The sequence below is a fragment of the Methanoregula sp. genome (genome assembly GCA_041645435.1).
Classification (GTDB): Archaea; Halobacteriota; Methanomicrobia; order Methanomicrobiales; family Methanospirillaceae; genus Methanoregula.
Genome location: JBAZQB010000012.1, coordinates 24,936 through 36,896, shown reverse-complemented (window position 1 = coordinate 36,896; position 11,961 = coordinate 24,936). Strand labels below are relative to the sequence as shown.

At 55.4% G+C, this 11,961-nt stretch carries 11 protein-coding genes; 1 reads left to right on the top strand and 10 read right to left on the bottom strand.

Annotation, left to right across the window (positions count from 1 at the left end):
• The 9 genes from WC593_15400 to WC593_15360 all read right to left on the bottom strand — a co-directional run.
• Positions 1 to 730: molybdopterin-dependent oxidoreductase (locus WC593_15400; protein MFA4826535.1), on the bottom strand; the 730-nt coding region annotated here is incomplete at its 3' end.
• Between the two features lie 351 nt (positions 731 to 1,081).
• Positions 1,082 to 1,882 (bottom strand): formylmethanofuran dehydrogenase subunit C, encoded by an 801-nt coding sequence (locus tag WC593_15395; protein MFA4826534.1) that lies wholly within the window; start codon positions 1,880 to 1,882, stop codon positions 1,082 to 1,084.
• Between the two features lie 10 nt (positions 1,883 to 1,892).
• Positions 1,893 to 3,605 (bottom strand): formylmethanofuran dehydrogenase subunit A, encoded by a 1,713-nt coding sequence (locus WC593_15390; protein ID MFA4826533.1) that lies wholly within the window; start codon positions 3,603 to 3,605, stop codon positions 1,893 to 1,895.
• 2 nt (positions 3,606 to 3,607) lie between these two features.
• On the bottom strand, positions 3,608 to 4,924 hold the full coding sequence (locus WC593_15385; GenBank protein ID MFA4826532.1) for a formylmethanofuran dehydrogenase subunit B: 1,317 nt from the start codon (positions 4,922 to 4,924) through the stop codon (positions 3,608 to 3,610).
• Positions 4,921 to 5,328: a molybdopterin dinucleotide binding domain-containing protein gene (locus WC593_15380; protein MFA4826531.1), complete on the bottom strand. Its 408-nt coding sequence runs from the start codon at positions 5,326 to 5,328 to the stop codon at positions 4,921 to 4,923. The genes WC593_15385 and WC593_15380 overlap by 4 nt, the downstream gene beginning before the upstream one ends.
• Positions 5,329 to 5,341: 13 nt before the next feature.
• Entirely contained in the window at positions 5,342 to 5,605 is a 264-nt protein-coding gene (locus WC593_15375; protein ID MFA4826530.1) for a 4Fe-4S dicluster domain-containing protein, read from the bottom strand.
• Positions 5,606 to 6,023: 418 nt separating this feature from the next.
• Complete coding sequence (locus tag WC593_15370; GenBank protein ID MFA4826529.1) at positions 6,024 to 7,880, bottom strand: molybdopterin biosynthesis protein; 1,857 nt, start codon at positions 7,878 to 7,880, stop codon at positions 6,024 to 6,026.
• Positions 7,874 to 9,082 (bottom strand): gephyrin-like molybdotransferase Glp, encoded by a 1,209-nt coding sequence (gene glp, locus WC593_15365; GenBank protein ID MFA4826528.1) that lies wholly within the window; start codon positions 9,080 to 9,082, stop codon positions 7,874 to 7,876. Before glp ends, WC593_15370 begins: the two co-directional genes overlap by 7 nt.
• On the bottom strand, positions 9,079 to 9,255 hold the full coding sequence (locus WC593_15360; GenBank protein MFA4826527.1) for a hypothetical protein: 177 nt from the start codon (positions 9,253 to 9,255) through the stop codon (positions 9,079 to 9,081). The genes glp and WC593_15360 overlap by 4 nt, the downstream gene beginning before the upstream one ends.
• Positions 9,256 to 9,927: 672 nt before the next feature.
• Between WC593_15360 and WC593_15355 the strand changes: the two genes are divergently transcribed.
• Complete coding sequence (locus tag WC593_15355) at positions 9,928 to 11,184, top strand: DsrE family protein (GenBank protein ID MFA4826526.1); 1,257 nt, start codon at positions 9,928 to 9,930, stop codon at positions 11,182 to 11,184.
• A 345-nt stretch (positions 11,185 to 11,529) separates the two neighbouring features.
• On the opposite strand, the gene WC593_15350 is transcribed toward WC593_15355, so the two are convergent.
• Entirely contained in the window at positions 11,530 to 11,949 is a 420-nt protein-coding gene (locus tag WC593_15350; GenBank protein ID MFA4826525.1) for a hypothetical protein, read from the bottom strand.
• Between the last annotated feature and the right edge of the window lie 12 nt (positions 11,950 to 11,961).

The following is an 11,961-nucleotide window of genomic DNA, read 5'->3' as shown; positions in this document are numbered from 1 at the left end:
AATCCTTGGTCCGGTTCTTGACAAAGTCCTTGTTCTCCCAGCCGTTCTTGAGGATCAGCTGCATGAAGCAGTTCAGTAATGCCACATCGGTACCGGAGTAGAACTGTAAGAACAGGTCGGCCTGCTTTCCTGTCGGCGTCAGTCGCGGGTCGGCATAAATGACTTTTGCGCCGTTCGCTCGTGCCTGCATGATGCGGCGCCCGATCAGCGGGTGCTGCTCGAACGTGTTGGTTCCGATCACAAGGAGGCACTTTGATTCGGCAATATCTGCAATTGACTGGGTCATTGCACCGGAGCCAAATGCACCGGCGAGACCTACGACAGTGGACGCATGGCAGAGCCGGGCACAGTGGTCGATGTTGGGGGTCTTTAAGACCGCACGGGCAAACTTCTGCATCAGGTAGTTCTCCTCATTGGAGACACGGGCGGAAGCAAGGCATGCCATCTCTTCACCCTTGTAGGACTTGAACTTCTCTGCAATGAGCTTGTACGCTTCATCCCAGCTGGCTTCTACAAATTTGCCATCTTTCTTGATGAGCGGCTTGGTCAGCCGGTCTGGGGCATTGATAAACTCCCAGGCATAGTTACCCTTAGGACATAACTTTCCTTCATTGACCGGATTGCGCTGCCAGGGCTGGACGCCGACAACCTTCTTGTCTACTACAACAAGGTTGAAGCCGCACCCGGTTCCGCAATAAGGACACGTGGTTGGTACGTATTTGAAATCCATGTTCACACCTCGAACAAAAGAATTTCTGAATTTACCGTATTTAAACATAATGAAAAATGTTAAAAAATTGATGAATAACTGGGGGTAAATTTATCGACGGGGTTATTTCTCTGAATAAGATCTGTTAACCTTTGAAAAAAAATCAACTCCATATTGTTTATTAAAAAAAAGGGCATTTTATTTGCGCGCACAAACGTCTCGTGACACAAATCAATTATCATGGATATCGTGGGATAAGACAGGATTTATTGAAAGCAGAAAGCAAAGGAATTTTTTTTATTTTCTTACACCATGCCAGTTCCGGTATTTGCCCGGATAATGAGAGGATGGAGAAATAACCAAAAAAAAGGATTAGATCTTTTTGTAAAGGTTCGCGTAGACGATCGCACCTTTCTTCTTCTTGTGGCGCTCGCCCATGTCACCGATATAGTGGGCAAAAGTTGCCTTGACACCTTCGACTTCGAGCTCGACTTCACCATTGGGCTTGAAGCCGGGCATCATGGTGTCGATGGAACCGAAGATAAAGATCGTGCCATCTACCATCTGGCCGCCGACTTTGCTCGGGGCATTGCCCTTGACGATAGTCTTGCCACCTTCCGCGTGGGTCATGAGGTGAACATCAACATTGCCGTTGATAACCATCTCGCCACCGGTCATGTACATACCAATGTCACTGCCGGCATTTCCCTTGACAAGGATCTTTCCGCCGGACATGCCGCGCCAGTCGCCCCGGTATGCTGCACCGAGGTAGTTACCGGCATTGCCTTCAATGATGAGCTCGCCGCCTTTCATGGCAGTAGCCGCAAATGCCTCGACATTGCCCTTCGCGAGCAACTTGCCGCCGGTCATCCAGGCCCCGACATACTGGTCGGCGCTGCCTTCGATGACCATCTCGCCGGCACTCATCTTCATGCCGAGGTACTTGACCTTTTTGACATCGCCTTTGACAATGATCTTTGTGTCCGCTGCGGTCGTACCGGCGTTGCCCGCGATCTCAAAATATCTGCCCAGGGTTGACGCGGTGTTTCCTTCAAACACCGGGAGTTCAGCTATCTGGGCTGCGGTTTTGCCTGCGAATGTATCGGGGGTGATCGTGTCAGCTTCGAGATACAGTGCGGGCGGGTTTTTCATGGTTATGGTAACAGTTTCCATTTTTTCTCACCTACACGCGTGTTGCATCTACCTCTAAGGCATACGGGTTCGGGACAAAGTGGTGCCCGAGCGCTTCGTAGTTGTTCTGGGTCATGCTGTAATACTTGAGGAACTTCTCGTTGATATCACGCATGACCTGCGGGTTGTCGTTGACCTTGACATTGACCCAGAGGGTCCGCTTGTTGCCAAGGCTGACGATCTCGCCGTTCCTGACAACTTCGACACCGCTCTTGAAGGTATAGGCACAGCGTGAGAACGCCTTCTCGATATCCTCGGGGTCTGCCACCGGCTTATCCGGGTTGAAGTTGTAGACTGCAATGTCCGCATCCATGCCGGGCTTCAGGCCGCCGCACATGCCGCCAAGGCCGAGGGTCTTTGCCGGGCCGGCGCGGGTCATCTGGGCGAGCTCGTAGAGCGAGAGCTCCTTGTCGAGGCTGCCGATGCTGGTCTGCGAAAGGACCTTGTCCTTGTGCTTGAACGCGTTGACCTGGGTGTCCCGGGCCTTCTTGCTCATGAGCCACTTGATGACGCGGGGGTACCGGGTGAAGGGTCCTGCGTTCGGGTGGTCGGTAGTAATGTAGCAGCGCATCGGGTCTTTCATCATCAGGGGGATCTCCATACCGATTGCCCACTGGATCGCACAGACCGAGATGTTGGGGCTGTAGATGTACGGCACGACACCAGCTGCGGTCTCGAGTTCCACATCGCAGTTCGCCCACTTTAAGTTGTTGAGCCCGGTTAAGTGGTGCTCGAACGGACCATCGGCAGTCATCGTGGTAGTCTCGTCAAGGGTGACGTTACCGGTGTCGATGGTGATGTTCTTGTTCTTGTTGACGTAGTCGGTGATCTCCTTGGCACCGGACTCGAAGTCGCCCCAGTTGGTTCCCTTGTAGGAGTGGAACTGGGAGTGGGTGAGGTGCATCACGGACTCGCGGCCGAACTTGTTGTTGGCCTTCATGCCCTCGGCAAGCTTCAGCGTGTCGAGGGTTGTCTGGTAACATCCGGGGTTCCCGAGGTTGTTGGGGTGGATGTGCATCGAGTGCGGGAGACCTAAGTACTCGTTTGCCTCGATGAGTCCCTTGACGATCTCTGCGGGGGTGATGTCGAAGTACGGGACCGGGTCATTGACCGAGAGACAGTTAAGTCCCCAGGCCCAGGCTTCCGTGCCGCCGGGGTTGACGACCTTGACGGCGTACCCCTTGGTGACGCGGAGCATCCAGGCGATGTAAGCTGCGGTGTTCTCGATTTCATGGTTCTTGAGGTACTCTAAGACAAACCAGTTGTTGCCAAAGACCGGGAATGCGCCCTCATCGATGATGGGGGTGTCGCGGATCTCCTCGTGCACGTGACGGGAGAACATGGGGGGCATCGCCGCTTCCATGGCGGTGGTGTACCCCATCTTCGCGTACTCGTAGCCGGTCTTGAAGGTGGTCGGGATCGATGCCCCGCCGCCCATCCGCTCCATGCCCTTTGTCGGGGTGCAGGTGAAGAGCTTGTCTTCCGGCCGGTAGATCCTGCCAAGGTTGACTTTCGGACCTGCGATGTGGGCGTGGATCTCCACGGCACCGGCCATGACGGTCATACCCTTTGCATCGATGACCTTTGCTGATGATGATACCTTGTCAGCAATCTTGCCATCCTTGATAGCGATATCTTTCTTGTCGCCTTTTATTCCCTGGACCGGGTCAAAGACGTTTCCGTTCTTTATGATATATTCTGACATGATTATGCAGCCCCCTTGAGTTTCTTCAACCGGTCACGGACCATGACGAGGAACTGCTCATCGGTGAGCATGCCCGCCGGTGGTTCAACAACCTTGCGGCAGTCGATTGGCACGTTGTCCATACGATAGCAGTTACCTCCGGTCTCTACGCCGTTGAATGCAACCGGGACATGCAGCTTCGAGACGCCGCTTGTCGGGGTGAGGTGCGGGTCGATACAGACCGAGGGGACACTGGCAATATGCTTGACGGCACTGATGGGGAAATGTGCACCCGGATCGCTGCCGATGGTGAACATGGCATCCACTTCGCCACGGTTCAGCAGGTCGATCGAGCTGGTGTCGCCGGGGTTGTAGCGGGCGAATCCCCTTGTTAAGTCGACCGAGTACGGGAACCCGAACTGCCATGCGAAAACTTCTCCGGAGCCGGTCACATTGTAGTGGCCCCGCATCGGCATGATCGAGAATTTCGTGTACTCGTTTAAGTCCTTGGTGACGGCAATGGCTTCATCGATGTTGTGGTTCTTACCCAGGGACTGGGTGACACCCATACCGAAGAAGATGATCCCGAACCGGCCGCTCTTCATCATGTCTGCGGCTTCCCGGATCTTCTCTTTCGGGATACCTGCTACTACGTCAGGGAGCCATTCGCCCTTGAACGCAACACGGAGGGCGTTTAAGAGTTCGTAGTCCTTGCCCTGCTCGAGCTGGAGGTGGACATCTGCCATCTTGGCGGTGTCGGTGCAGCGGGGGTCCACGACGATCATCTTGCGGCTCATCTGTCCCTTGCCGGTAAAGAACCCGCGGGGGAAGATGGAGTATCGGGACATGTGCCGGGGGTGGGCGTGAGCCGGGTTGCATCCCCAGAAGATGACACGGTCCGCACGGTTCTTGACTTCCCCAAGGGTACAGGTCGGGAGACCGATATCCTGGACGGCGATAAGAGTCGTGCCGTGGCAGACGGCTGCGGTGTTGTCACAGCAGGCCTTGCTGATCTCGGCGATCTCATTGCCCACGCTCTGCGCTTCGCAGTTGGTGGAGCTCCAGCCGTACATCAGGGGTTTTTTCGCTTTTGCCAGCATCGCGGCGGTATAGTCAGCTGCCTCATCGTAGCTGATCTCTTTCCACGAGCCGTCAGCCTGGCGAAGCCGGGGGCGGGTCACGCGGTCCTTTGCCTGGGAGTGCAGGAATTTTTCGGTCCCAATCACACAGGCATTGTAGACTTCCAGAAGCTGTTTGCCGTCATCGGAGACGACCACTTCAAGGTCGTCGCAGAGGGTTCCGCAGAACGGGCAGATCACATCAGTGACAGTCTTTGTCATCCTACTTTCACCCCGCATTGTTTCTGCACCAGTTCGATACCAAGGAGGATGGGTTCATTGATGGCAACCTCAACAGTTACCGGGGTTCCCTTGAATGTGGGCATACCGGTTGAGTAGGTGTTGGGGTTGATAATCGAGTTCGCCCAGGGTCCCATGGGAATAAAACCAACGCCCGGGTGAGGACCCTGCGTGGCTTCAATCGCCTTGACAATAACGCTGCCATGGTCGCTGGTGACCTTGACATTGGTGTTCTTCCAGGCACCGAGTTTCTTTAAGTCCTCGTGGTCCATCTCGATGATCCCGCAGGCAGTGCGGTACAGGGGCTTTTCCTTGCCGCCCTCGATCGCAACGCCCTGCTGGATGGTCCTGCCGGATATCAGGTTCAGGGTAATGTTCTTTGTCATGGTACTCCTCACTTCAGACCAGCATCGCTGCGCTCGTCTCTCCTCTTCCCGAGAGACGGATCACGTCGTAGGGGCAGGCATTGACACAGACACCGCAGCCGGCACAGAGTTCAGCCTTGACATCAAGGTGAACAGATTTGCCGTTCCTGACCGCGTATATTTTCTCCTTACTGGCCGGTTCCACGGTATGTAGCTCGAGAGCATCAACCGGACATGCAATGACGCAGTTGCCACAACCGGTGCATTGCTCCATGTTAATATGTACAGAAAACGCCATGCGTATCACACACTTGTCGTCGTAATTGAAATTGTTGTTCAGCAAGTTAGTTAAAGGTTTCTAAATTAACAAATGGTTAATATTCTAACTTATAGTTAACCTAAAAAAAAGTTGATTCATAAGTGATTGACTCATTCGTGATTTTTCTAACATGGATGCAAGGAAAGATGGGAAAGTACGGATTCCCCGTTAGATTCCCCGTTTATTGGATTGGGATCATGCTGTGTGCATCTGTATCATAATTTTTTCTGATACAGGTAATTGTAAGAGTCTGTTATGAACCGGGTATATATTATGCACATGTTATGAACCAAAACCGGTCCCTTCCCGATCCAACGAGAAGATTAAATGCCGACCCCATCTTTTCCATGGGGAACTCATACTCTGCCGGAATCCGGCGTTAATCCTACACCCGGCATTACCGGACCGATCGCTGCTGCCCGGTCCTGGTTGTATCGTACCCCCCAAGCCGGGTGAGGATATCCTTAAACGCGGGTGAGCGAATGGCCGTAATGAGTGCAGTAAGACGCGGGTCGTCCGTATGTTCCTTGCGGAAGGCAAGTTCATACCGCTCCTGTGCTACCGGTACGAATGGTAGATTGAGGGCTTTTGCAGCGCTGTAGACACACATACCCGCGTCTGCCTCCCCGCTTTTAACAGCAAGAGCGACTGCTATATGGGTCGTCACCTCCCGCTCGTATCCTGGGAGGGTCGCGGGATCAATCCCTGCTTTCTTCAGCTCGTAATCGAGAAGCATCCGGGTGCCGGAGCCTCTCTGCCGGTTGATGAACGCCCGGCCGGCAAGATCGTTAAACATCAGCCCGTCGCGTGACACGATTCCCTGCTGCCGTTCCGCCACACAGATGAGGTTTACATCAGTGCCGGGCAGGAATTTTTCCAGGTACGCGGTGTTGTAACTCCCGTCCTCGGCGAGCAGGTGAGTTGGCGCCGCATGGCACTCATCTTTTTTCAGGGCCAGGATCCCACCCATGCTGCCCGCGTGCGTAGAGAGAAGGGTGATACCCTGCGGGCGGATGAGGTCAGCCAGGTAGTCGATGACCGGGTCGTGGCTGCCGGTGATGAGAAGAGCATTTGCCGCTTCGGCGGCCGGCACCATAAGCCGGGCGTCCACCTCGCTGCCCGCGTCGAATCCCTCCGATACCCGGGGGACCCGGATGTACGCATTGGCCCGCACGCCACTCATCTGGACACCGGCTCCCTTGGATTGCGGGGAGACCACCCAGCGGTTGCCTATCCGCCCGAGCGTGCAGAGCACGAACTCGTCCGAGCCGATCTCCTTTGCAACTACGGTGGTGATCTGCGCCCGGATGGACCCGGGTTCGGGAATTACCAGCCCATAGTTCCTTATGAACGGGCAGACGATCTCCCGGATCACCGTGAGTGCAGAGAGCGGGTAGCCGGGCAGCCCGATGACCGGTTTTTTGTCAATTCTGCCGATGATGACCGGTTTACCCGGCTTGATGGCAACCCCGTGGACGAGCACTTCGCCCAGTTCCGCGATCACGTCGGCGGTGTAGTCCTTTGTTCCCGCAGAAGAGCCTGCCGAGACGATGACGATGTCGTTCTGCAGCACCGCTTCAGCAATGGCATTCCGTATCTTTTCGGGTTTGTCCTCGACAAACGGGTACCGGGTGCACGTGGCTCCGGCCTCTTCGAGCATGGCCTTTGCCATGACGGTGTTGCTCTCTACTACCTGCCCGGGAGCCGGGCGGGTTCCCGCAGGGACGAGCTCGCTTCCCGTGGGAACAAGACCCACGTTAACCGCAATCACTTCCGGAAGAGTGATACCGTAGGTGGCTAGCGCCCCTAACTCGTGCGCCCGTATACGGTGGGCAGATGGCATCACCATCTCGGACTCGGCAAGGTCTTCTCCTGCCGGGCGGACATGCTGCCACGGTGAGGCAGCCTTACGGATCGTATAGGTGCCATCTGCCTCCCAGACATCTTCGATCATAATGACCGCGTCATATTCAGGTGGTACCACATTGCCGGTGTTCACCCGTGCGGCACGGGGAAGGGTAACGGGATGCTGCTCGGAGGCTCCCTTTGTGTCCTCACTCCGGACCGCGATGCCGTCCATGGCGGCAAGGTGGATCTCCGGTACCGAGTAGCGGGCAAAGATGGGACCTTTCGTGATCCTGCCGGCTGCTGCTTCCAGCGGGACCTGCACCGCTGACGGGGTGCAGGGGAACTCGCGGGCGAGAAGTGCGAGGGCATCGTCAAGCATGATTACAGAAAGGTAACGTTTTACCACAGGATCACCTCAACGATGCTGCCCTGTTCGAGACCCTCGGCACCTGCCGGGATGCGGACAAGACCATTGCTCCGGATGAGGGTATTGAGAAGCCCGGATTTGCCAAAAAGCGGTGTTGCGATGCCGTTTTCTACGGTGACCCGGACGTACTCTTCGCGTCCCCGCTGGGAGGGGATGTTAACGGCAAGGGTCGCCTGCTCAGTCCGCTGGAGGGGCCGGGGTATCCCGAGCATCCGGTCGAGCAGCGGACGGACAATGGCGATGAGCACGACAAACGCCGAGGCCGGGTGACCCGGGAGGCCAAAGACCGGTTTATTCGTAATCCGGCCGATGATGGTTGGTTTTCCCGGGGCAATCGCGATCCCGTGAACGAGCACTTCACCCATGGCTGCAATGACTGCGGCAGTCATGTCCCGGTCATCCTTAGAACTTCCGCCGGAAAGGAGGACAACATCGCATTCCGGTACCGCCCGGGCAAGGACCGCTTCAAAAGCCAGCCTCTCATCGGGAATGATCCCGTAGAGCCGGGGGATACAGCCGTATTCCGTGAGGTATGCTGCAAGCATGGAGGCGTTTGCATCCCGCACCTGCCCCGGCCCGGGAACAACGGTCACCGGCACCAGTTCATTACCGGTCGAGATGATCCCGACCACCGGTTTTTTTGCTACCGTGACAGCTGCACAACCGCACGCGGCAAGCACCCCGGCATCCTGCGGGGAGATCCGGCGGCCTGAAGAAAAGACGCACTCACCCCGTCTGAAATCCTCGTCCCTGAGAAGAACATTCTCTCCATGGGATACGGATCTTTTCACGAGCACCGTATCGCCTGCCTCCTCAGTATACTCAACCATCACCACGGCATCGGCTCCAGCCGGTAGCACACCTCCCGTTGGAATATAGGTGCAGGTGCCGGGAGCAAGGGTGCCATGTGCATTTAGCCTGCCCATGGCAATCCGCCCGGCACAGTGAAGGAGGGCAGGGATCGCATCGCCGGCTCCTGCGGTATCTGCGGCCCGGACCGCATACCCGTCCACAACCGAGCGATCAAATCCCGGGATATCAGTATCGGCAGTAACAGCTGCAGCCAGGATCCGGCCCACCGAGAACTCCAGCGGGATTGTCTCGGTGACGAGAGAGGGGGAGATGCGGATAACTGCAGCTACTGCATCAGCTACCGGGATAACGTTTAAGAACCTGCTCATTTGAAGCAGCCCAGCTGGCACTCCCGGATCTTGATCCGGTTTTTTGTGCAGTATTCCCCGACTGCACTCCGGGAGACTTTTGCTTTCTCTGCAATGGCAAATGCCTGCGGGCAGGTAATCTTCTCATCAATGCCAGCTTCCTGGAGTGCTTTTTGGATCTTTTCGTCTGTCATGGTAACCTATATTCTGTTTACTTCTTTCTTGGGTATACCTGTTGTGGAATGTGCATGCATCTTCCCTTCCGGCCGGACAGTACACATGACGGTACCTGCTGGTGCCTGCTATGCGGAAACGGACACCGGTTTTTCCTGCCTCAAAGCCAAAGCCGGCATTGACGAACAAGGTATACCTGAACCGAACCCGGGGGATATCTCGTGTACCGGCATTAATCTAAAAAAACTGCTCTGTAGAAATCTTTGTATCATATAATTTGACGCCCCCCTCTTATGCCACCAGTCCCCCGTTGGGGGACGGGGCACATTGCGATGGGACGAAGAGGTTACGGTAATACGTCACTATCGCAATCGGGGGCACCTCAGCGGCGGGGGTGAAACCCCCGAGAGCGTCAAAGATTACCAGATGATTTCTACAGAGCAAAAAAACAACCTGGCATTACCGGCAAGGTCGGCCAGCACTGCCTGCGGGCGGCCCATAAAAATGCAAAGGCTTTAAAACCCCTCCGATGAATTAATCATTACCTGCGATTTCCCCGCGGCAACCATGATCCATATCCGGATCACCGCGAGCCGGGTATGACGGTGGATTCGCACCAGAATATGACTCGATCCCGTGAAGATGATACGCACAGGACACTACTACAGCAGGCATAAAGCAGGACCATATTCATGAATGCGCATTTTTTCCTTCTCTCAAGTCCTGTGCCGGTCGAGCGCCTTTCGTGGATCGAAGAGTCCCTCAAGTTTTTCTTTGTCCAGCTTTACCCCGAAACCCTGATGCACCAGAAAAAGAGCGAGAGTCCGGTATTTACCTTCTTCCTGACCGGCGACGCACTCTACAGTCTTGCAGATCCCGAGACTTTGCAGGTCTGGAACATTATCCTCTCTTTTACCCCGGTCAAGATCGTCTGCGACCGGCAGGAACTGGACCTGCGGGGGATTGCTATCGGACCGCTCCGGATGAAATACCCGGACCAGGTGATCGACACCAACAGCCCCGGTGCCAATGGTAAGCCCTCGTTCTGGAAGGATCTGGCCGCTGCTGCCCGGCAGAGCAAACCGCCATTACCGTGTACGGCCGGCTGGTTCCAGACCGCTTCACCCTACATGCATCGCTCCGCATGGCACGGCCTCCGCTTTCTTGCCGCAACCCTTGAGGAACGGATGTCAGCGGAACTCTATGCCTACCTTGACGGCATCCATCTCGGCCATCACGGCCAGCGACCGACTGATGCCGAAAATATTGGAGATGGCCTCACAATGTTAAACGAGCAGGCCACCGCAGCCGGGCTCGGGTTTCTCGCCCTGGCCTGCGGCCGCTGTGCTACCGCCCGGGGCTACAGTACGTGGGATGACGGCCAGGGATCGGTCATTTCGACCTGCACAACCAGACCGTTCAAGATCCGCGACCTCAATCAGATGATCGACCGCTTCCTCGCTTCCCACACCATCCTCTCTTCCGATGCCGGAGCCCTCCAGATCCGGAAACAGGGTGCTGCCCACTCTTCCCACTCTTTTAACAGGGCGGAAAAGACGAGCAAAGCCCCGCCGGTCACCATCCTCATTACAAAAAGCCCGTACAGCACGGAGCTGGCATCCGGCGCGGTTGCGTTTGCCGCAGCCTGCGCTCATGCGGGCATCCTGACCCGGGTGGTTTTCATGGAGGACGGGATTTATGCCGTGACCGGCAATCACAAGGTACAGCCCGGCTCAGCGGTGTATAGCATCCAGGAGGTGATCAACGCGGTTGCCGGAAGTGCAAACCTCCAGTTCTTCGCGTTCACTCCATCTTTCCAGAAGCGGGGGATCACCAAAGACAAGTCGCTCAACGCCGTGCTGGAGATCGGGTACCCGGGCCTCGGGAAGATCTTCTTTTATCCGCCCGGACTCGTTGACGCGGAACACCAGCGGGTGCTCGTGTTTTAAAGAAATTCGGCTCTGTTGAAATCCTAAAAGGAAAGCAGGAGTCGCTCTTGGGGGCTACAGCACATCGTGCTTTCGCCCCCGCCGCTCGGGCATCTCCCAATATTGCGATAACCATCAGAAGGTTGATGAGAATTTTCTTTAAAGGGGGTCAAGGGGATGCTCCTCTTGGGCTGCATCCCCATCCAGGGGAGAGAGGGGGTCACCCTCATATCAGCCGCAGACAATAGAGAAGCAATGGGAAAAAGAGGATTTCAACAGAGCCAGAAATTCATTAAGTTCAGAGTTCAGGGATCTGTCACAAGGGGATCCTGAAACATGACGACAATAAAAAAAGTAAATGACTGTTCAGGCAGCAATTTTTGCTGCTGGTACCGGGTTCTTTGCAACTTTCTTTTTTACCCACGTTAACTCATTTCCCTTGAATGCAAACGAGTTCATGATAAAAATTTTCATGCCGGCCGGAAGTACTGAGGTATTCGCATTCGCCGGTGCAATGACCGCTGCATCATAACGGGGTACCGATCCATCAGTTGTCTTTTCCTTTTTATTCAGTTCTTCAACCAGTTTTGCCGGCATCTCTTTGTTGAAGGTCACCAGGACTTTCACGATATCGCGGTGGCCCTGATCCATGCGCTCAAGTTTTACGAGGGTGTCATACCCGCTTCCCAGTGCCTGGGGGGTCATTTTCCAGCCATCGTAGGTTGAATAGACGCGCTTAAGCTCCTGCTGTGCAAACTCGTTCATGATGTCGTTGTTCTTGCCCATAATCACTCAATC

What these genes read in the sequence shown, in the direction of transcription:
- WC593_15395 (MFA4826534.1), bottom strand. Translation starts at nt 1,882, where the DNA reads ATGGAAACTGTTACCATAACCATGAAAAACCCGCCCGCACTGTATCTC.
- WC593_15390 (MFA4826533.1), bottom strand. Translation starts at nt 3,605, where the DNA reads ATGTCAGAATATATCATAAAGAACGGAAACGTCTTTGACCCGGTCCAG.
- WC593_15385 (MFA4826532.1), bottom strand. Translation starts at nt 4,924, where the DNA reads ATGACAAAGACTGTCACTGATGTGATCTGCCCGTTCTGCGGAACCCTC.
- WC593_15380 (MFA4826531.1), bottom strand. Translation starts at nt 5,328, where the DNA reads ATGACAAAGAACATTACCCTGAACCTGATATCCGGCAGGACCATCCAG.
- WC593_15375 (MFA4826530.1), bottom strand. Translation starts at nt 5,605, where the DNA reads ATGGCGTTTTCTGTACATATTAACATGGAGCAATGCACCGGTTGTGGC.
- glp (MFA4826528.1), bottom strand. Translation starts at nt 9,082, where the DNA reads ATGAGCAGGTTCTTAAACGTTATCCCGGTAGCTGATGCAGTAGCTGCA.
- WC593_15360 (MFA4826527.1), bottom strand. Translation starts at nt 9,255, where the DNA reads ATGACAGACGAAAAGATCCAAAAAGCACTCCAGGAAGCTGGCATTGAT.
- WC593_15355 (MFA4826526.1), top strand. Translation starts at nt 9,928, where the DNA reads ATGAATGCGCATTTTTTCCTTCTCTCAAGTCCTGTGCCGGTCGAGCGC.
- WC593_15350 (MFA4826525.1), bottom strand. Translation starts at nt 11,949, where the DNA reads ATGGGCAAGAACAACGACATCATGAACGAGTTTGCACAGCAGGAGCTT.